Annotated in this window: 11 protein-coding genes; 7 read left to right on the top strand and 4 right to left on the bottom strand. The window is 73.7% G+C overall.

The annotated features are described in order from the left end of the window. Positions 1-2,439 (bottom strand): type VI secretion system Vgr family protein, encoded by a 2,439-nt coding sequence (locus tag WME95_RS04720; protein ID WP_437907202.1) that lies wholly within the window; start codon positions 2,437-2,439, stop codon positions 1-3. A 122-nt stretch (positions 2,440-2,561) separates the two neighbouring features. Beyond that, positions 2,562-3,713, bottom strand: coding sequence for a hypothetical protein (locus tag WME95_RS04725; RefSeq protein ID WP_437907203.1), 1,152 nt, complete (start codon positions 3,711-3,713; stop codon positions 2,562-2,564). Between the two features lie 209 nt (positions 3,714-3,922). Here WME95_RS04725 and WME95_RS04730 point away from each other — a divergent pair, with 209 nt between their 5' ends. The 3 genes from WME95_RS04730 to WME95_RS04740 all read left to right on the top strand — a co-directional run bounded on the left by WME95_RS04730 (position 3,923) and on the right by WME95_RS04740 (position 12,063). Continuing rightward, entirely contained in the window at positions 3,923-4,738 is an 816-nt protein-coding gene (locus WME95_RS04730; RefSeq protein ID WP_437907204.1) for an N-formylglutamate amidohydrolase, read from the top strand. A gap of 285 nt (positions 4,739-5,023) precedes the next feature. Beyond that, a complete protein-coding gene (locus tag WME95_RS04735) occupies positions 5,024-7,852 on the top strand; it encodes a protein kinase domain-containing protein (protein ID WP_437907205.1) in 2,829 nt (942 codons plus the stop codon). Further along, a complete protein-coding gene (locus WME95_RS04740; protein WP_437910948.1) occupies positions 7,852-12,063 on the top strand; it encodes a DnaJ domain-containing protein in 4,212 nt (1,403 codons plus the stop codon). The genes WME95_RS04735 and WME95_RS04740 overlap by 1 nt, the downstream gene beginning before the upstream one ends. Before the next feature lie 6 nt (positions 12,064-12,069). Here WME95_RS04740 and WME95_RS04745 read toward each other — a convergent pair whose 3' ends face one another. After that, on the bottom strand, positions 12,070-13,953 hold the full coding sequence (locus tag WME95_RS04745) for a S41 family peptidase (RefSeq protein WP_437907206.1): 1,884 nt from the start codon (positions 13,951-13,953) through the stop codon (positions 12,070-12,072). A 380-nt stretch (positions 13,954-14,333) separates the two neighbouring features. On the opposite strand from WME95_RS04745, the gene WME95_RS04750 reads away from it, so the two are divergent. Next, complete coding sequence (locus WME95_RS04750) at positions 14,334-15,161, top strand: sigma-70 family RNA polymerase sigma factor (RefSeq protein ID WP_437549726.1); 828 nt, start codon at positions 14,334-14,336, stop codon at positions 15,159-15,161. Positions 15,162-15,411: 250 nt separating this feature from the next. On the opposite strand, the gene WME95_RS04755 is transcribed toward WME95_RS04750, so the two are convergent. After that, entirely contained in the window at positions 15,412-16,233 is an 822-nt protein-coding gene (locus WME95_RS04755; protein ID WP_236644465.1) for an MBL fold metallo-hydrolase, read from the bottom strand. 415 nt (positions 16,234-16,648) lie between these two features. On the opposite strand from WME95_RS04755, the gene WME95_RS04760 reads away from it, so the two are divergent. From WME95_RS04760 to WME95_RS04770, 3 genes are all read left to right on the top strand, one after another. Then, positions 16,649-17,194, top strand: coding sequence for a YdcF family protein (locus WME95_RS04760; protein ID WP_437549727.1), 546 nt, complete (start codon positions 16,649-16,651; stop codon positions 17,192-17,194). A 2-nt stretch (positions 17,195-17,196) separates the two neighbouring features. Beyond that, positions 17,197-19,557, top strand: coding sequence for a peptidylprolyl isomerase (locus tag WME95_RS04765; protein ID WP_437907207.1), 2,361 nt, complete (start codon positions 17,197-17,199; stop codon positions 19,555-19,557). Positions 19,558-19,686: 129 nt separating this feature from the next. Further along, positions 19,687-20,811, top strand: a complete 1,125-nt coding sequence (locus tag WME95_RS04770; protein WP_437549729.1) for a glycosyltransferase family 2 protein — start codon at positions 19,687-19,689, stop codon at positions 20,809-20,811. The last annotated feature ends 11 nt before the right edge of the window (positions 20,812-20,822 follow it).

Here is a 20,822-nt window from a genome sequence, read left to right on the forward strand (position 1 = left end):
TCACTCCTTCTTGAACGCGCCGTTCCAGATTCCGATGGCGTAGTCCGCGATGCCGAACAGGGCAGTCTTCTTCGACATCGCGTACGCGCGCATGAACATCCCGCCCGTGATCTTCTTGCAGAACTCGTTCTCGACCTTGACCCCGACGGTGTCGATCTTCAGGCCATAGGCGGACTGATAGATCGCCGCTTCGTCCAGCTTGAGGACGCCCGCGGCGCCCTTGTGGGTATACCAGTCGAACCACTTGGTGCTCTTCACCTGCACGTCGACGCCGTTGACCGTCACCTTGGGCGCCGTGAGCTCGATGCTGTCCGAGCCCTGGAGGTTGCAGTGGCCCCCGAGGCCCTTCACGTCGACGTTCCCGGCGGGGGCCTTGATCTCGATGCTCGCGCCCGTGCTGGTGACCGAGATGGCCTGACCGACGGTCGCGGTCCAGCTGTTGTCGATGTTGGACACCCACGTCCCGTAGTGGTCGGTGTTCGTCGCCGTCACGTTGTGCTCCCATCCGCCCGTGACCGTCGACTTCCCTCCAGGCTCGATCGTCTGGGTCAGCCCGCCGTGGATATCCTGCACCATGCCGCCGGCCAGGACCTTGTCGGTCCGGCCGGAGGTGATCTCCGTATTTCGACGGGCATGGTACTTCTCGTTCGAGTCGGCGCCGATGTCGAGCGTGAACGTCGACAGGTAACCGTGGGATACGGCGCCGTACACGAACCAGTTCTGCGTTCCCCAGACGTTGACCCAGGAGTCTCCGCCGACGAAGAGGCCCGAGTTGCCGTCGGTGGTCTGCCAGAGGCTCACGCCGACGTCGACCCCTGCGTTCGTGTCGCCGGTCGCCGCGGCGCCGGGGTTCGTGAAGTACCAGCTCGTCGGCTGGTCGCCGTCCCCGGTGAAGATCTTCGATTGATCGCCGGAGGGATGGCCGAGGTAGATGCCCGTCCTCTTGTTGGGGGACTGGATGAAGATGAACTCCTTCCCCTGCTCGTCCTCCATCACGATCTGGTTGTTGCTGCCCGTGCGAATCACGTTCTGCGTGCGGTTGCGCTCCTTGACGACGCTCGGCTTGTGCGCGTTGGGCACGACGCCCGCGATGAACGGCCGGTCCGGGTCGCCGCCGAGGAAGCCGACCATCACCTCGGTGCCCTTGCGCAGGGGAAAGTGGAAACCCTCGTTCTCTCCGCCGTGCGGCTGGAGCATCCGGACGCGCGTCGACACCTGCGCGTCGGGGAGATCGCTCGTGTCGAACTCGAAGCGGACGAGGTACCGGCCGTCGGCGTCGATCTGGGCATAGGGGCTGTCGGCCGGGCCGCTGACGACCCCGTTCTCGAAGCCGTAGATCCGCGGCCACGGGGTCGACTGCGGCGCACGGTACTGTGCGCTCGCGGGCACGGCGAAGAGCTTCATCTTGTACGTGTCGGTGCCCTTGATGCCCGTCATGCGGACCACCTCGGGCGTCACGCCCGCGTGGGAGCCCTCGTGCTCCACCTCCACGGCGAGCCAGCTGTCTGCGAGGTCGTCCGGTCCGTCGTCGATGGTGAAGCGGTAGCCTGACCGCGGCCCGAGAGCGCTGCCCGCCGCGCGGAGCGTGCGCTCGCGGCAGCCGATGGATTCGGCCCGCACCGTCGCGATGCGCTTGGCGTCGCTCTCGCCGAACACGCGAGCGCCGTACTCCCGGATCGTCCCGACGCCGCGCTCGGTCACGTCGCTGTCGCTCTTCACGGAAGCCGACGGGTTCGCGTAGTTGTAGTCGGCGATGGTGACCGTCTTCGGGAGCCACCGCACGTCGGCCTCCATCGAATGCAGCCCGGGCGGCGCCGTGACGTCGTCGCCCAGGATCGGCGTGTACCTCACGTGGCCGCCGCCCGGGAAGTCGTCGTGGAGCTCGCGGCTGTCCGCGATGACGAGGACCTCGCTCGGCTTGTCGTCGCTCTGCTCGAAATAATAGTAGAGGCCCTCGCGCTCGCACCACCGGTGGAAGAAGTCGAGGAGGGTCTCGCGGTACTGCGCGACGAACTCCTCCTTCGGGTACGTGCCGACAACGGAGAACCGGAATTCACTCGTGCTCAGGCCGCCGGCCTTCAGCGTGTCGGTCAGGAACTCGTCCACCTGCTTGTCGGTGAAGATGAAGCTCCGCCAGAAGTGACGAAGCATCCAGAGCTTGGGGACGAGCAGCGCCCGGTACAGGGCGCGCTCGGCCGTCTGGTGGAGCAGCCGCGTCCCCGCGATCACGCCGTGGAACACGACCGGGACCGCGTCTTCGCCGCGGCTGATCGTGAGCTTGGCCCGCTCGCCGACCGCATCCTGGACAGCCGTGCCGACAGGGACGGTGAAGAACAGCTCGAACTCGTACGGCCGAGATATCTCCTCCTTGCCGCGGAACCCGACGAAGGAGATGTTTTCGAGCTTCGAGCACGCGAGAGAGTAGAGCGCGGTGGGCATGTCTTGCCTCTTGCGACGCGGGGAGTGGGAACGGAGAGTCTCGGCCGGGCCTCGATTCGTGTCAACCGCTCACGCCGCGCCCGTAACCCGGCGGCGCGCCATCGAGGCCGTGGGGCCGGCGGTCAGGTGCCTTGGCGGAAGTACCTCCGCGCGTTCTCCCGCATGCGCTCCCATTGCTCGGCGAGCGCCGGATCGGCCGAGAGCCGCGCCTGCCAGAAGCGGTCGAGCGCCACCCGCTCGTCCGGGGTCCTCACACCATATCGGCTCTGGGTGTTCTGGGCATGGAGAGGATAGAGCTCGCAGGCCACCACCATCCCCGCATACTGCTCCAGCGTGAGCGGGGCGATGCTGGCGGCAGCGCCCACGCCCGAAGACGGCGCTGCGGGGCTGGTCTGGGGCGGCGCGCGCCAGGACGTGAGCTCGGGACCCATCGAGGCGCGCTCCTCGCGCGGAGCTGCGGCCGGCGCCGCCGGCGGCGGCGCCGAGGCGGAGGCCTGCGCCGCCGAGGAGGGGGGAGGGCGGAACGGCAGCACCGAATCGTACCGGGGCGCCGAGGACGACGGCGTGGGACGGTCCCACCCCGCCCTGGCCGCGAACGGGAGCGGGCTCGTCGTGGACGCGAAAGGCAGCGCGCCCAAGACCTGCAGCGGCGTGGGCGGCAGCGTGGCATCCGCCAGCGGGGGCGCCGGCGCCGCTGCGGCGGGCGTCGGCGCCGCTGCGGGGGCGGGCGTGAACGGCAGCGGCCCCACGGCGGCCGGCGTCGGCGCGGAGAACGGGACGGGACCGGCGGGCGCCGGGGCGACATCGGACGAGGGGCTCAGTGCGAGCGCAGGCGGCGAGAGCGGCCCTGCCAGCGGCGCCGCCGTCCCTTGCGGCCATGTCGACGCGACGTGCGGCGGCGGGCCCGCGGCCGCTTCTGCCGCCTCGGCCTTGCGCGTCAGCGCCGCCCCCTTCGCCTCGGCCAGGCGGCGCTCCAGGAGCCCTTTCACCTCGGCGAGCGCCGCCCATGCGTCGGGCCCGCCCTCCTCCATCTCCGCGATGCCGCCGATCGCCAGCAAGAGGTCCCGGGCCGCGCGGAGCGCGGACTCCTCGACGGTGCGCCCGGGCATGTGACGTTTCGAGAACGCCGGCAGGTCCTCGTCCTCGCAGCGCGCGAGCTGAGCGAGGCGCTGGGCGACCCGGCGCCGCGCTGGGTCGGCGCTGCCGCCGAGGCTCGGGCGCATGGCCTCGTCGAGCTTCGCGAGGGCCTGGGCGATGGACGTGTTGTCGCTCACGGGGAATCACACATGGACACGAGGACCGCCGACCTAGGAGTGTCGCTAGCCCTCCCGCACCACGTCAAGGGGGGCGGGGTTGCCGGTTGCATTCTGCGGCGGAGGAGCGCTCGCCGGACCGGTGTATCCTCCTGCCGCATGCGCCACGCGCATCACGCGCTCGCCCCTCGCGACGACACGTCCTCCGGCACACTCCGGCGCCTGGCAGGATGACCGCTCCGCACTTCGAGATCCTGGGCCCCGATGCGCCCGGCCCCGTCGTTGTCGAGGTCCCCCACGCGGGCCTCGGGCTCGATCCGCTCACCGCGCGGGGCCTCGGCCTCCCCTCGATCGCGCTCGACGCGGGCGCGCCCTGGGCCGACTCGGACGTGGGCGCCGCAGCCGTGTGCGAGGGGCTCGAGGCCAGGGGCGTGCGGCGCGTCGTCGCCACGGCGAGCCGTTACGTCGTCGATCTCAACTCGGAGCCGCGCGTGCCGACGCCCTATGAAGACAAGCTCCCGCCGGGGCTCGGCGACGTGCGCCGCTTCTCGTGCGCCGGCGTCATGTGGTGGGAGCGCCGGCGATCGCGCGCCGAGGTCGAGGCGCTCCTCGCAGAGGTCTTCGCGCCGTACCACGACGCCGTCGCCGCCGAGCTCGCGGCGTCGTGCGCGCGCCACGGCCGCGCCGCCCTCCTCGCGGTCCACACGTACCCCGACGGAGGCCGGAAGGACGCGCCGGACGTCGTGCTCGGGACCCGAGACGGCCGATGCGCGCGCCCGGCGGTGCGCGACGCCCTGGCGCGCGCGGCGCGGGACCATGGGCTCTCCGTCGGCGTCGAGGCGCCGTTTCCGGGCGGCTACTCCGTGCTCCGCCACGCCGCGCCCTGCGTCGACGCGATCCAGATCGAGCTGGCCCGGGCGCTCGTGTGCTCGCCCGGCGATCGGCGCCGCCCGGCGCTCGACCCGGACCGCGTGGCGCGGATGACGGCGGTGCTGCGCTCGCTGGTGGACGCGCTGGCCATCGAGCTTTCGCTCGGCGCCTCGTGACGTGCGTCCGTGGAGGCTGGACAGGCCAACGTCAAGCCGGCGGCGGCGCCCGCGACCCCCCCGACGTCGGCCGGCGGTCCGCCCTCGTGATCCCGGCCGGCTCGCCGCCCGTGCGGCGATCGCACCCCTGGCCGGACGCCCGGCGGGTGGAGAGAGCTACCGTGCCAGCGATCGCCCTGCGCCTGCCTGGCGCCAGGAAACGGTAAGGCTCACCGCCCGCCCGCCGAAATCCGGAACCTGGGGCGGGCGGGGAGGTGATACGATTTCCCGCCTTCCGGTGGCCGAATGACCTCACGTGGCGTCCTCCCCGAGTCCGTCATCCCTCCGCCCTCGGAAGTCACGGACGCGCCGGACGAGAAGCAGCGGGCGCGCGCCCGCCTCGGGATGACCGTCAAGAACAAGTGGCGGATCGACTCGCTCCTCGGCGTGGGCGGCATGGCCTCCGTGTACGCCGCCACCCACCACCGGAACGGCTCGCGCGCCGCGCTGAAGATCCTGCACGCCGAGTTCGCGCGCGACGTCGGCATCCGCGAGCGGTTCCTGCGCGAGGGCTACGTCGCCAACAAGATCGATCACCCCGGCCGGGTCGCGATCCTCGACGACGACATCACCGAGCAGGACGAGCCGTTCCTCGTGATGGAGCTGCTCGACGGGGAGACCGTCCAGCAGCTCTGGAAGCGCAAGAGCCGGAAGCTCCCCGTCGCCGAGGCGCTCTGGATCGCGGGCGAGGTGCTCCACACGCTCGAGAGCTTCCACGCGGAGGGCATCGTCCACCGCGACCTGAAGCCCGCGAACATCTTCATCACGAAGGACAACGTGGTGAAGCTGCTCGACTTCGGCGTGGCGAGGATGCGCGGCGCGCCCGGCGACAAGACCAAGGCGGGCACGGCGCTCGGGACCCCCTCGTTCATGGCGCCCGAGCAGGCGATGGGGCTGACCGAGGGGGTCGACGGGCGGGCGGATCTCTTCTCGATCGGCGCGACCCTGTACGCCGTGCTCAGCGGGCAGCGCCTCCACCAGGGGCGCTCGGACAACGAGGCGTTCATCCTCGCGGCGACGACGCCGGCGCCGTCGCTCGCGCGGATCGCGCCCGAGCTGCCCGCCTCGGTCATCGGCCTCGTCGACAAGGCGCTCGCCTGGGACAAGCGCAACCGCTTCGAGTCGGCCGCGCAGATGCGGCAGGAGGTGCTGCGCGTCCTCGAGGAGGTCGGCGCGTCCTTGCCCCGCCGCTCCTCGCCGCAGAGCACGAAGCGCCCCCCGCCGGACGACTCGCCCACGGCCGTCGGGATGCGGGCGGCGGAGGAGCCCGTGCCCCAGGACGAGCCGGGTGAGGCGGAGCCGGACGATCCCGCGGTGACGCGGCTCACCGAGGTGTTCCGCCGCATGGAGCGGCTGCTCCCGGCGGTGCGTCACTACGGCTGGACCCACCCGGACGCGGACAACAAGCTCCGCGCGACCTTCCAGGCGATCGTGGAGGCGCTGCGCGCGGACGGGAGCCTCGTTTACTGGACGCTGACGCCGTACGCCTTCGAGCATCGCCGGCGGACGGTGTGGGAGCCGTCGCACCCGCTCGACCTCGTCCCGTACAACCTCTTCGCGGCCGGCGTGCGGCGCGTCCAGCTGCTCCCTGGCATCACGGAGGACGAGCTGCGCGCCCTCTGCGAGGTGCTGCTGCTCGATCCGCTGCGCGACCTCGCGCCCGAGGACGACGTCGCGGCCGCCCTGTGGGAGCGCCGCCTCGAGCACGTGCGCTACGACGTGGTGAGCATCTTCGTCGAGGGGGACGCGGCCGATCGCGAGCAGTTCTGGCACGAGGCCGACGACCTCGAGGGCATGGCCCGGCGCGCCGCCGAGGAGAAGGCGAACCGCGCCGAGGCGGCGGCGATGGTCATCGACACCGACGCCGCCGCGCTGCGCGCCGCGCGCCGCGCCGCGAGCGCGCTCGCGCTCGACCCGGTCGCGCAGCGCGCGCTCGGCACGCAGCTCGTCATGAGCCCGGACCGCTGGAGCGAGCGCTTCGTCGAGGTCGTGGCCGACGCCTTCCTGAACGCCAGGCGGTACAAGGACGTCGAGCTCGTGACCGAGCCGATGGCCGCCTCGGCGCGCGATCTCATCCTCGCGCGCCGCTTCGAGGTGCTCTTCGGGATGCACGACGCCATCGAGAAGGCCCTCGACGCGCTCGCGCCCAGGCAGCAGGGGGGCGCGCTCGCGACGGAGCTCGCCCGGGGGATGTTCCCGCCCGACACGGTGCGGCTGCTCCTCCGCGAGGCGACGCGCGTCGTCATGACGTCCGCCCCCGGCGGCGCGGCGCAGCCCGCCCCCGTGGACCTCGATCTGGTCGCGCAGCGGCTCGCGCCCATCCTGAACAAGCTCGGCAGCGAGACCCTGCCCGTCGCGATGGAGGTCGTGGGGCACACCGGCCACGAGGCGCTGCGCCGCGCGCTGCTCGGCCACGTCGAGCGGACGCTGCCCGGGCACGAGGAGGGGGTCGTGGACGCGCTCATGACGCTGGATCTCGACGTGGCCCGCCCGATCCTCAAGATGTTCGCCGCGTCGCGGACGCAGGGCGCCCTGGGCGCGCTGAAGCGGCTCTCCGGGTGCGCGAACGCGGCGCTCCGCTGCGAGGCGATCGCGCACCTCGCGACGAGCCCCGAGCAGATCCGGGACGAGCTGCTCTCGCTCGCCGAGTCGGCGCCGCCCGACGTGCGCGTCGCGGCGCTCCGCACGCTGGCGCACCACCAGGTCCGCGCGGCCGGCCCGCTGCTCGTCCGCCGCGTGCAGGACAGCTCGTTCCACCAGCTCACGCTCGACGAGCGGCGCGAGTTCCTCGGCGCGCTCTACACGCTCAACCCGGCGCGCGGCGAGTCGGTCGCCGTCGAGCTGCTCCAGCGGCACGGCCTCCTCGCCGACGACGCGGCGGAGCAGACCCGCTGCCTCTCGGCCGAGCTGCTCGGCCGCGAGGCGCGCTCGCAGGAGGCGCTCGACGCCGCGCTCGCCGCCACGAAGCGGCGGCCCTGGAACAGCCAGGCGCTGCGCGACGCCGCGGGCGCCGCCGCCGAGGCCATCGCCGCGCGCCTCGGCAAGCGGATCTCGACCGCCGGGGAGGTCCCGTGATGGCGCCCCAGGTCGACGTCATCAGCCAGAACGTGTCGGAGAACATCCGCCGCGAGCAGGCGCGCGATCTCGCCGCCAGCGTGGTGCAGGCCCTCTTCCGGCTGGTGAAGCTCTCGACGCTGCACGCGATCGACAACCAGGCCATGGTGCGGCAGGTCGAGGAGACGGTCTCGCTCGTCCAGGACTTCGGCCAGCGCTCCGGTCACAACGTCTCGATCCTGTTCACCCGCGGCTCGGTGTTCGTCTCCGGGCAGCTCCTCAAGGCGAACCGCGCCGTCTACGAGGGCGCGCTCGAGCTCGGCGACGTCCTCGGCCGCTGCGGCTACTCCGAGATCGGCGTCGCCAAGGACGTCCGCGCGAGCGATCTCTACGCCCTCGCCTCCGCGCTCGCCGAGGCCCTCCGCAGCAGCAAGCCGGCGCTCGCCGACCGCCCGTCGCCGCGCGTCCGCCTGCGCGCCGTGGACGAGGCCGTGCTCCGCCGCGAGGTGGCGATCGATCGCGAGGGCGACGAGACCTCCGCGATCGTGCGCACCTACGCGACGGCGATCGTGATCATCCGCCGGTTCTACGACGACCTGCGGCGCGGCCGGTACACCCTGCGGCAGGGCGTCAAGCGCATCACGCAGCGCCTCGTCGACCTCTCCGCGAACGAGACGCCGGCCTTCCTGGGCGTCACCGCGCTGCGCAACCAGAACCACGACGACGCCGGGCGCGCCGTGAACACCGCGATCCTGAGCCTCGCGATGGCGCGGCAGATCACGAGCGACGTCGTCCTTCTCCAGCGGCTCTCGATGGCGGCGCTGCTCTTCGACATCGCCCGGCCGCGCCTCACGGGCGTCGCGACGAGCGGCTCGGGCGGGCTCGTCCCGCAGCTGAGCGAACAGCAGGAGGCGGACGTCCCGGCGGGCACGGCGGTCGTGCTGACCGCGCTCGGCCTCGTCAACGAGCCGAGCGTGATGCGCACCGTCGTGGCCTACGAGGCGCACTGGGTGCGCCGCCAGCCGGCGCTCGGCCCGGTCTACCGCGGCCTCCGCCAGCCGACGCTCCAGGCGCGGATCCTCGCGACCGCCCGCGCGTTCAACGACCTCCTGACGCCGGCCCCGGGCGAGGCGCCGCTCTCCGCCGACGAGGCCATCGCCAAGCTCGAGCGGGAGGCGGCCGATCCGGCGGACCGCGCGGTGCTGCGGCTGCTCGTGGGCGCGCTCGGCATCTTTCCGACCGGCACGCTCGTGGAGCTCTCGACCGGGGAGGTCGCGCTCGTCGTGCAGACGCCGGCGCACCCGGCCCGCTACTCGCAGCCGCGCGTCCGGCTGGTGCTCGACGCCGCCGGCGGTCCCATCCCGCGCGCGCTCGAGGTCGATCTCGCCGAGCGGCCTCGCCAGGGCGAGCCGCCGCGGCACATCCGCCGGATCGTCGCGACGAGCGACGACCCCGCCGCCGCGTCGATGCGCGCCCACGCGGCGATCCAGGAGGCGCCGCAGGTGTCGCTCCGCTCGCCGGTGCTCGCGGCCGAGTCGCCGCCGATCCGCAACGCGCCGGCGTCGCCGCTCGGCAACCTGCGCATGCCGCCGCAGCAGCAGATCACGCGGCCCTCGTCGCCCACGCTGCCCATGACCAACGCGCCGGCGAGCCGGAGGACGCAGCCGCGGGCCAGCGACGCCGCCCGCGGGCCCGCCTCGCCGCCCGAGGCCACGTTCGGTGGGCTGCCGGACGACGGCGCGGAGGCCAGGATGCTCGCGGATCTGCCGCCTGCGCCGTCCGGCAGGCTGTCTCCGCCCTTGCGGTCAGGGCGCACGACGGCGCGCTGGCCCGATCCGCCGCATCTGGAGCCCGCCGCGGTGGCGGACCCAACCTCGCCCGCCCCGGGCGCTCATGGAGAGGAGTCGTGGTCGGTGCAGACAGACAGCGATCCGGACGAGGTCCCCGAGGAGAGCGCGCGGCCGCCGTCGGTGCGCACCCGCGGCTGGGGAGATCCGCCGCAGCGGCGCGAGCGCAACCCCGTGTCTGATCTGCCTCCGTCGGCGATGGCCGGTCCGATCGCCGTGCTGTCGTTGCCGGGCGACCCGCCGACCGCGGAGGGCACGCTCGCGCGCACGCCGCTCGTCCACCTGCTCGTGTACATGCTCGACCGGCGCCTCACCGGCACGACGTGCTTCATCGACCCCGACGGCGTCCGCCACGGCATCTTCTTCAGCGACGGCGTGCCCGCCAAGATCTGGACCGGGACGATCATCGCCCCGCTCGATCGGGTGATCCTCGATCTCGGCCTCCTGGACGAGGCGACGCTGCGAGAGACGCTCCGGGACATCACCAAGCGACGGGTGCTGCATGGCCGGCTGCTCGTCTCCCGGGGCCTGCTCGACAGGGAGACGGTGTCCGGCGTGCTGCGCGAGCAGCTCGTGCGCAAGCTGGTCGCGCTCTACGATCTCCCGCCCGCGACGCGTTACGCCTACTACGACGCCCAGAACCTGCTGTCGTCCTACGGCGGTCCGGAGCTCATCGGGTGCGAGCCCCTCGCGGTGATCATGGCGGGCGTCCGGCTCCACGCCGACGATCCGCTGATCGACACGACCCTGGACCGGATCCAGAACCGGCAGCTCGGGCTCCACGTCGAGGCCGAGCTGAAGCGGTTCCAGCTCCATCGCGACGAGGCGGCCATCGTGGATCTCCTGCGGATGCGGCGCATGACGCTGGCCGAGCTGCTCGCCGCCGGCGTCGCGCAGGAGCGCGTCGTGCGGCTGATGATCTATGCGCTCGCGATCACGCGGCACCTCGATCTCGGCGCGCCGGGCCGGCGCCCTGTCGGGGTCGGCGGTCCCGCCGGGCCCGGCAGGGAGCGGGCCGCTGGCGCGCCCCCGGCCGAGGCGGGGCCAGCGCCCACGCGCGAGCCCTCCGGCGCGGCGGCGCGCTCGCCGCGCGCCACCGTGGGCTCGACGGGCTCGACGATGCCCGGTCCACGCCCGGCGCGGGGCGAGGCCGAAGGCCGCGCACCGCAGCGGCAGCCCGACGACGTCGCGGCGCCGTCCAGCAGGCGCGCTGGGGTCCCGGTCGCCCCGCGCCGCTCCACGGCGCCACCCCCGGCCGCGGCGCCGGAGGCGGCGTCGTGGACCGGCGCGCCGACCCCGAGCCCGGCGGCGCCCTTCGACGCGCGCGCGTCCGGCGGTGATCCGGGCGGCGGTTACCGCGGCGTGGATCCGAAGGCGCTGAGGCCGCCTCCTGCGCCGACCTTCGCCGGCGCCCGCGTTGCGCCGCCGCCCCCGCAGGCGCCCACCGTCAAGATGGCGGCGGTCGGCCCGGAGGGCAGGGCCGCGCGAGGGGCGGGGCGCGCCGAGGCGCCGTCGCCCGTGCCGCCGGCGCGCGCCGCGGAGCCGGCGAAGCCGCAGGGACCGGCGGCGCTCGCGCCCGATCTCCCGCCGCTGCCGCGCGCCGCGCCGAACCCCGAGCTCGCCGCGCGCCGCGCGGAGATCGAGGCGCGCGCCGCGTCGATCGACGGCGAGGGCTTCTTCGAGATGCTCGGCGTCGCGGAGGACGCCCCTCCGGAGCGCGTGCAGAGCGCCTATTTCGCGCTCGCCAAGCGGTGGCACCCCGACCGGACGCCGGCGGAGCTCCAGGACGTCAAGCCGCTCGTCGCGCGCGTGTTCGCCCGCATCAGCGAGGCCTACCAGACGCTGAGCGATCCGAAGCGGCGCGCCGAGTACCAGAGCGCGCCGAAGGAGGCCCCGCCCCCCGCCGAGGACGAGCAGCGGATCGCCCGCGCCGTCGACGCCGCGCTCGAGTTCCAGAAGGCCGAGATCCTGCTCAAGAAGAACGACCTCGCGGGCGCCGAGGCCCGCGCGCGGCGCGCGCTCAACGCCGACCCGGAGCAGCCCGAGTACATGACGTTGCTCGTCTGGATCCAGGCGCAGCGGCGCGGCGATCCGCCCGTGCTCGCGGAGGGGGCCACGAGCGCGCACTACGACGATCTGATCCAGACGCTGGATGCCGTCCTGGAGAAGGAGCCTCGCTACGAGCGGGCGCTCTTCTACCGCGGCATGCTCCTCAAGCGCTCGGGGAGGATCGACAAGGCGATCGGCGATTTCCGCCTGGCGGCGGAGCTCAACCCGAAGAACCTCGACGCGATCCGCGAGGTCCGCCTGCAGGAGATGCGGAGCCGCACGACGAGCGATCCGACGCCCGCGGGGGGCCTCCTCGGCAAGTTCTGGAAGCGCTGACGCGCGTCAGCGCGCTGCCGCGGGCACCGCGCCGAGCGACCGCAGCGCGCGGCAGACCGTCTCGTCGCGGCAGGGCCCTATCCGCCCTGCGTGCGCCGGCCAGGGCACGTCGCGCACGCGGTGCAGATCGCGCACGTCGGGGCCTCGCCACGGGCCGAGCGCCCGGTCCACGCGCGCCTCTCGCTCGTTCGTCGCCGGCAGCGACAGCTGCACCTGCGGCACGATGCCCACCTTCTGCACCGGCGCGCCGTCGGGGAGCGCGTAGAGGAGCGTCGTGAGCCGCAGCACGCCGACGTGGGCGTCGTCGTCGAGGTATTCCTGAGCGCACCCCTTGCCGTACGTCCGATCGCCGATGATCACCCCGCGCCGGTAGCTGGCGATCGCGCCGGCGATCATCTCCGCCGCGCTCGCGGAGTCGCCGTCGACGAGCACCGCGAGCGGCCCGCTCCACCCGCGCTCCTCCGGGACCTCGGGCGAGCGCTCCACCTCGACGCCGCCGTCGCGGCGCCGCATCGGGAACAGCGGTACGCCCGGCAGGAACAGCCCGAGCGCGGCGATCGCGCCGTCGGTCGAGCCGCCGCCGTTCGCGCGCACGTCCAGCATCACGCCCCGCGTGTCGCCTTGCGCGCGAGCGCGGAGGAGCGCCGCCGCGACCCGATCCCCGAGGTCGTCGGGCACGTCGGGGATGGCGATCACCGCGACCTTGCCGTCCCCGTAGCGCACCAGATCGAGCGGCAGCTCCGAGGGCGCCGCCTCGGCCGGCTGCGGTCCGACCGGGTGCGGCGCGACGGTCAGCTCGAGGGGCGCCGCGACCCCGCGCCGCAGCAGCGCCACGCGAGCGGTCGTCCCGGGGTGCACGTCGGACAGCACGGCGAGCTGCTCGGCCTGCTCGACGCTCATGCCGGAGATCGGCAGATCCTGGATCCGGAGCACCACGTCCCCGTCCTCGAGCGGCGCGAGCGCGCCGCGGTCGATGCGCACCCCGATCGAGGTGCGCGTCATCTCTTGCCAGAGCCGGGCCGGCGGGTGCGCCTCGAGGTCGAGATCGTAGATGGAGACCTCCTCCTCGAGCGGCGCCCAGGCGCCGTGCGCGTCCAGCTGGGGCACGTAGGCCCGCACCGCGGCGGCGATCACCGTGCGCGCCCAGCCGTCCTCGCTCATCGAGGGCGCCGCCCGCTCGCGCACGGCGTCCACGTACCGGGCGAGCGGCTCCCCGACATGCGCGCGCAGCCCGCCGACCTCCCGGCCGAGCTTGCGCGCGAGATCCCGGGCGCTGCGCGTCACCTCGCCGTCCTCGAACGGCGCCGACGACACCAGCTCCCACGCCGCGGCGTGGGTCGCGGGCGGGCTGGCCAGGCCGCGCCGGTAGCCGTCATCGAAGAGCGTCTCGAGCTCGCGCGACCACCGGGCGAGCTCCTGCCCGACGCGCAGCGCCGCCGCGCACGGCCCGCTGCCCACGGGCGCCTGCAGCTCGTCCAGGAGCGCGGCGGCTTCCCGCTGCAGCGAGGCGCCCACGGGCGTGTCGGGGGCGACCGACCACAGCCCGTGCGGATCCAGCCAGTCGGAGGTCGCTTCGGCAAACTTTGCGGGATCGACGCGGAGCGGCGGGGCGGCCAGCGTGGTGCGGGCCTGGGCCACGATGGCGCGGGCCTGCTCGCAGCCGAGCGACGTCGGCGCCCCGGTCGGCACCGCGATGCCGCGGTCCAGGGCGTTCGGGTCGCAGCCGACGCCGTCGATCTCCTCGTCATCCGGCGCGACGGTGTGGAGCAAGGGCCGCGCGATCCCGCGCCGCGCCCTCGCGAGGGGGATCTCCGCCTCGCGCGAGAGCAAGGCGAGCGTCGCCAGGCTTGCGGCGATGCACGCGACGGAGCCCGCGACGCGCGTCCTCACTGCTCCCCGGATATCACGATGCGGCGCGCAGGGGCAGGGGCGACCGCGGCGGCGTCCCCGCGGAGAGCGAGCGCGCGCGCCGCGCGGGCGACGCCGTCGCCCGCGGCCTGGGGCCTCGGCGCGCACCTCGCCCGCCTCGTTCGCCGCTCGTGCGCTGTGGATCTGGGCTCAGCGCTGCGCATTCGTGCTCCTCCGCTTTCCCGCAAAGCTTTCGCTTCCGTCGAGGGATCCGAACACGTTGCGCATTCCAGCGCAAAAAAAGGCGATTTCCTAGGGTCAATCCCGGCATCACGCCTGCATCTGCCCCGGTGCCGCCCGCCGGCCCGCAGGGGCTCGCAAGCCCTTCTTGATCGGCGCGCGCGGTGGAGAGCGGAGAGATCATGAGCGCCACCTGGGATCGTGCGGCATTCTCGGCTTATCGTACAGAGCTCGCGAACTACGCCACCCTGAGCCCGGAGGCCGAGCGAGAGCTCGCGTTCCGCTGGCGAGCTGGTGACCGGGACGCTGGCCGGCGCCTCATCGAGGCGTGTCTGCCGTTCGTGATGACGATCGCTCTCGAGTACCGCCGCTGGGGCCTGCCGATGGAGGACATCGTGCAGGAGGGGAACATCGGCCTCCTGAAGGCCGCGGAGCGCTTCGATCCGGACCGCGGCTGCCGCCTGGCGACGTACGCGGCCTACTGGATCCGCGCGGAGATCCGCGAGCACGTGGCGCGGGGGTACCGGATCGTGCGCCTCGGGTCGTCGAAGAGCGAGCGGCGCGCGCTGCGCATCTACCGCAAGACGCACGAGAAGGACCCGGCGGTGCTCGCGGAGCTGAGCGGCCTGTCGGAGGAGCGGGCGGCCGAGCTGCTGCCGCTGCTCATGGCGCGCGACGTCAGTCTGGAGCGCTCTCCGACCGAGGACGGCGTAGCTCCGGTGGAGCGGCTCGCGTCGAGCGCGCACACGCCGGAGGACGAGGCCTGCGACGCCGACGAGCGCGCGCAGCTCTCGCGCGCGCTGCTCCAGGTCGTGAACGAGCTGTCGCCCCGCGAGCGCTCCATCATGCACCAGCGCTGGCTGACGGACAGCCCCGTGACGCTCGAGCAGCTCGGCGCCGACTTCGGCGTCAGCAAGGAGCGCGTGCGGCAGATCGAGGAGCGCGCCAAGAAGCGGATGCGCGCGCGCATCGAGGAGATCACCCGCGAGCCCATGGCGAAGAGCGCCTAGGCGCGTGGCTCTCCCGCTTCGGATACGGGCCCACCTCGACGTTTTCGGTGCTCAGCGCACTGGAGTGCGCCTCCGCGCCGAAAACGCCGATCTGGGCCCGTCTCCTGTGCGGGAGAGCCACGCGCCGACGCTGCGGTGAGGGAGCGGCTGGCGCGGGAGAACGCCGCGGTGGTACTGCTGGGGATGTCGCGCGTCGTCGGTGGCGACGCGCGGCGATTTGGGCGCGCTGCGAGCCTGGCGAGGCGGCGCGCTAGATCTCGATGACCGTGCCTTCGCGCGCGGCGATGGTGTTCGGGAAGAGCTCGCGGGCGCGCATTTCCTTCTCGCGCACCATCGCGTCGGTCTGGTTGGGATCGTGGTGGTGCAGGACGAGCTGCTTGGCGCCCGCCGCCTTCGCGAGCTCGCAGCCCGCGACGAACGTGGCGTGACCCCAGCCCGTCTTCGGGCCGCCGCCGACCTCGCCCGCGTACTCTTCGGGCGTGTACATGGCGTCGAAGATCAGCACGTCGGCGCCCATCGCGAGCTTCTTCAGCTTCGGATCCACGATCGCGTAGTGCTCGGAGTCGGTGATGTACACGACGACCTTGCCCTCGTGCTCGACGCGGTACGCGTACACGCCGTTCGGGTGGTTGCCGCGCGCGTTGGTCACGCGCACATCGTCGTTCGGGCCGATCGTGACCACCTCGCCCTCGTAGAGGTCGCGGAAGGTCATCGCCGCGCCCATCTCCGTGAGGTGCACCGGGAAGCTCGGGTAGTCCATCTGCCCGGCCAGCGTCTCCTCGAGCGTCCGGGAGACGTTGAGGCCACCGTAGAGATGGATCTTGTTCCCGCGCACGAACGCGGGCGTGAAGAACGGGAAGCCCTGGATGTGATCCCAGTGCACATGACTGAAGAACATCCAGGCTTCGAAGGGCATCTCCTTGACCAGCTCCTGGCCGAGGAGACGGAGCCCCGTCCCGCCATCGAGGATGACCAGCGTTTCGCCGGCACGAATCTCATAGCAGCTCGTGTTGCCGCCTACTTCGACCGTGCCTGCACCGGGCGTGGGGATGCTTCCGCGAACCCCCCACATCTTGATCCGCATCCTGCCTCGCTCGCTGAACCCCGCCCGTTTCAAGGTAGAGCTATTAGATTCCGAGCGCGGGCAGCGTCAAGCCGCCTGGTGCACCGGGAGCAAGGAAGGTCGCAGACGTGGAGACCTGGCCGGGGGAGCAGGGCCAAGGCGCCAATGTAGTCAGGGGATAGGTTGCGGGCCCAGCGGCCGGCGCGGCCTGCCGCTGGGGGGGCGGGAGCGCGCGGCGGCGGGGGCGCGGGCGGCGGGGGCAGAGGCGCGGGCGGCGGGGCGGGGGCGCAGGTGGCGGCCCCAGGTCGGCCTGCGTGCGGCGCAGGCATCGGAGCGGCACGGCCCGCGGGCGGCGGCGGGAGGGCAGGACGATCGCGCGCAGCGGGCACGCGAAGGCCGCGGCCGATGGGCTATGGTCGGTCGCATGCCGCTCCACGCGGACGCCATCGTCGTCCTCGGCTGCAGGGTGTTTCCCTCCGGGCGCCCGGCGGCCCCCGGCGCGCGCCGCGCGGCGCGCGCCGCGGAGGCCTACCGCGACGGGGTCGCGCCGTGGGTGATCGCCAGCGGCGGGCGCCGCTGGGGAGCGCAGGTCGAGGCGCGCGTGCTCGCCGCCGAGCTGCGGCGCGCCGGCGTGCCGGCGCACGCGATCCTGCAGGATCTCTGGTCGCTGACGACGCACGAGAACGCGATCTTCAGCGCGGCGCTCCTGCGCCGCGTGGGCGCGCGGCGCGCGGCGATCGTCACCTGCTCCTGGCACATGGCCAGGGCTCTCCAGAACTTCCACGACGTCGGGATCGATGCTTGCGGGCTGCCGGCGTCGCGCGTGGGCGAGCCGGTGGTTGCGCGCGCATGGCAGCGCGGTCACGAGGTGGTCTCGATGTGGCTCGACGCGCGCGCGATGCGCCGCCAGCGGATCCTCAGCGAGAGCGCCGCCTGGCTGCTCGACACCGCTCGTCAGGGTGAACCGTGATCATGCCGAGAAGGCGCTCCTCTCCGCTCCTCGTCTTCACGCTGCTCTTCTCCCTGTCCGCCTGCACCGGGCAGCCGGCGCCGGGCCCTGCGCCCGACGCCGGGAGCTCCGCGGCGGCGCCGGCCGCCAGCGCCGGGGCGGCGGGGAGGCTCGACGCCCTCCTCGCGGCCGAGCAGCGCCGCGCCGCCCTGGAGGTGAGCCCCGCGGACCAGCAGAGCCGCGACGTCGGCGTGCGGCGCGCCGCCGCGCGGGCCCTCGCGCGCATCGGCGGAGACGCGGCGTGGCCTGGGCTCGCGCGGGCGCTCGCCGACGAGGACGACGAGGTGGTCGCGTGGGCCGCCTACGGCCTCGGGTTCTCGTGCAAGGAGCGCGAGACCGAGGCGGTCTCGGCGCTCGTCGCGCGCGCCCTCGCCCGCGACGCCCGCCCGAGCCCCGCGGGCGCGGCGACCGCCGCTGCGTCCGCTGCGTCCGCGGCGGCGCCGAGCGGCGGCGCCGCTGCGGCTGCGCCGCCGCTCGATGCGGGCGGCGCGCTCGCCCGCGCCATCGGGCGGTGCGGCGCGGAGGCGTCGGAGCCGACGCTGGTCGCGTGGCTCGACGGCCCGCGCGAGCGCGCGATCCACGCGGCGTATGCGCTCGGCGATCTCGCCGCGATCAAGCTCAAGCTGCGCGAGGAGACGCTCGTCGCGCTGCTCAACCTCGCCTCGGGGAGCGCGGCGAGCCCGCCGGTCCCCGAGGCGCTCTACCCGATCGGGCGCCTCGAGCACGTCCCGCTCACGGTCATCCCCCGCATCCGCGACGTCGCGACCGCGCGGCTCGCGGAGGCCTCCGACGCGCGGCTCTTCGCGGTGCGCGCGCTCGGCCGGGCAGGGGAGGCGGCCGCCTCCGAGCTCGCGCGCGTCCTCTCCGCGAAGGGGGTGTTCACCGCGAGCGAGCGCGCCGAGGCCGCGCGCGCCCTCAAGCGGCTCGGCCCGCCCGGCCAGCGCGCCCTCGCCGACGCGGTCGCCGCGCTCGCCCCGAGCGCGGACCCGATCGCGCTCACGGGCCTCGTGAGCGAGGACTTCGGCGTGCTGCTCACCGCGCTCGACGCGCTCGGATCTGCGGGCGCCGCGCGCAAGGCGCTCCGCGATCTCGCCGCCCTGCCGCCGCCGCCGAGCGCGCCCGCGGCGATCCTCCGCCGTGTCGCGTGGCTCCGCTGCGGCGCGGCCCGGCTCCTCGCGGGCGGGGACTACCGCGAGCCGCTGCTGCTCGGCTGTGACGTCACGGCGCCGGCGGAGCCCGGGAGCAAGCCGGACGCAGGCGCGCCGGTGCGCGGCCCGATCGGCGCTCGGGCGGTCGTCGAGGTGATCGGCCGCGACGCCATCACGGGCGCGCGGCTCGCCGCGTTCCGCGCGTACGCCGCGTCGGGCGATCTGCGCGCGCGGGAGGCCGCGATCGAGCTCATCGCCGCGCACGAGGAGATCGCCGGCGCACCCGACCTGCTCGCGAAGGCGCTCGCCGCGGAGGAGCCGGGCCTCGTCGCCGCCGCGGCGGAGGTCATCGCGCGGCAGCCCCAGCGCGCGTCGGAGGCGCCGGGGAAGCGGAAGCGCAGGAAGCGGAGCGACGAGAAGGACGCTTCCGCAGCGGTCACATCGCCGGCGATCGAGGCCGCGCTGCTCGCGATCCTCGACCGCCCAGGCGCGCGCGACGATCCGGAGCTGATCGGCGCGGTCGTCGACGCGGTGGGGGCGCTGGCGTTCAAGCCGGCGGAGGCTCGCCTGGAGCAGCTCTGCCGGTCGAGCTATCCCACGACGCGGGCGCGCGCCGGGACGGCGCTCGGCGTGCTCAGGGGCCGCAAGGTCGCGTGCGACGCCGGTCTGCCGGGGGACGCGGGCGCGGCGGGGCGGCCGGCCGTCGCGCCGCCGGTCGGCGAGGTGCCGGCCGAGGCCTCCGCGCTCGTGCGCGCGCCGGCGGTGCTGATCTTCGACACGGACGCCGGCGAGCTCACGATGACGCTCGACCCTGCGCTCGCGCCGGTCGCGGTGACCCGCTTCGTCGATCTCGCGCGCTCCGGCTATTACGACGGCAAGATCGTCCATCGCGTGGTGCCCGGCTTCGTCACCCAGTTCGGCGCGCCGTTCGGCGACGGCGCCGGAGGTCCGCCCGGCCGGCCGGCGCTGCGCTGCGAGACGTCGCCGGTCGCGTTCGAGCCGCTCCGGGTCGGCGTCGCGCTCGCCGGTCGCGACACCGGATCGAGCCAGCTCTTCGTGATGCACGCGCGCGCGCCGCACCTCGACGGCCAGTACGCGGCCGTCGGCGTCGCCGCCGGGCCGTGGGCTGCGCTCGCGGATGGGGACATCATCCGGAGCGTGAAGGTGCGGAACTGATCGCGGGCGGCGCGGCGTGCGCGTGCCGTGCGCGTGCCGTGCAACGCGCGCAACGTGAACGGCCGTGTCGCGGCGTGGCCCATCCATGTCGGTTGACAAGCGCCCCCGACCGGCGCTCTACAGTTTAGCGTGGTCATTGCCTCCTTTCTGGCCGTCGCGGTGCTCGTGTACACCTACTTCGGGTACCCGATCGTTATCGGCATCCTGGCGCGCCTCTGGCCTGCGCAGCGGAAGGAGGATCCGGACTACGTCCCCACGGTGACGGCGTGCATTCCCGTCTTCAACGCGGTGTCGTATCTCCCGGCGAAGGTCGAGAGCCTGCTCGCGCTCGACTATCCGAAGGACAAGCTGGAGGTCCTGCTCTTCTCGGACGGCTCGACGGACGACACCGTGCTCGTGGCGCGACAGCTGGCCGAGCGCGATCCTCGAGTGAAGGTGATCGTCAGCGAGGCGCGTCGTGGCAAGCCGATCGGCGTGAACACGATGCTCGGGGTCGCGACGGGCGAGGTGCTGTTGATGACGGACATCCGCCAGCCGCTCGTGCCCGGGGCGTTGCGCGCGCTCGTGCGGCTCCTGGCCGATCCGAACGCGGGCTGTGTCTCTGGCAACCTGGTGCTGAAGGGATCGGCGGGGTCGGGGGCTTACTGGCGTTACGAGAACTGGATTCGCCTCCAGGAAGGGCGGTTCAGGAGCATGGTGGGCGTGACCGGTCCCATCTATGCGATCCGCCGCGCCGACATGAGCCATCTCCCGGAGGGCGTCATCCTCGACGACATGTGGGTGCCGATGCGGCTCCGCCTCGAGGGGCGTTCGATCCTGTTTGCTCCCGACGCGATCGCGTACGACGACGCGTTCGGCGACGAGCGCGAGTTCGGCCGCAAGGTGCGCACGCTGGCCGGCAATTATCAGCTCTTTTCGCTGCTCCCGGCGCTCCTCGTCCCGTTCAGGAACCCGTCCTGGTTCGAGATCTTCTCGCACAAGCTGCTCCGCCTCGTGTGCCCCTGGGCGCTCGTCGCGCTGCTGATCACGTCGACGGTCGCGTGGATGGGCGCCGAGATGAGCGGCGACGCCTCGTGGACGCTCTACGCGGCGCGCGCGCTGTTCGGCGGGCAGGTGGCCTTCTACCTGCTCGCGGTGCTCGGGGGCGCTGCGGGCAAGCTCGGCGCGCTCGCGCGGACGTTCGTGGTCCTGAACGCGGCGGCGGTGGTCGGCCTCTGGCGCTACCTCCGAGGCTCGCAGAAGGTCACCTGGTAGCGCGGGGCGCG

This window comes from Sorangium sp. So ce327 (assembly GCF_051530205.1).
GTDB lineage: Bacteria > Myxococcota_A > Polyangia > Polyangiales > Polyangiaceae > Sorangium > Sorangium cellulosum_B.

Coding starts and splice junctions, on each gene's coding strand:
- WME95_RS04750 (WP_437549726.1), top strand. CDS start 14,334: ATGAGCGCCACCTGGGATCGTGCGGCATTCTCGGCTTATCGTACAGAG.
- WME95_RS04765 (WP_437907207.1), top strand. CDS start 17,197: ATGCCGAGAAGGCGCTCCTCTCCGCTCCTCGTCTTCACGCTGCTCTTC.
- WME95_RS04755 (WP_236644465.1), bottom strand. CDS start 16,233: ATGTGGGGGGTTCGCGGAAGCATCCCCACGCCCGGTGCAGGCACGGTC.
- WME95_RS04730 (WP_437907204.1), top strand. CDS start 3,923: ATGACCGCTCCGCACTTCGAGATCCTGGGCCCCGATGCGCCCGGCCCC.
- WME95_RS04720 (WP_437907202.1), bottom strand. CDS start 2,439: ATGCCCACCGCGCTCTACTCTCTCGCGTGCTCGAAGCTCGAAAACATC.
- WME95_RS04735 (WP_437907205.1), top strand. CDS start 5,024: ATGACCTCACGTGGCGTCCTCCCCGAGTCCGTCATCCCTCCGCCCTCG.
- WME95_RS04740 (WP_437910948.1), top strand. CDS start 7,852: ATGGCGCCCCAGGTCGACGTCATCAGCCAGAACGTGTCGGAGAACATC.
- WME95_RS04760 (WP_437549727.1), top strand. CDS start 16,649: ATGCCGCTCCACGCGGACGCCATCGTCGTCCTCGGCTGCAGGGTGTTT.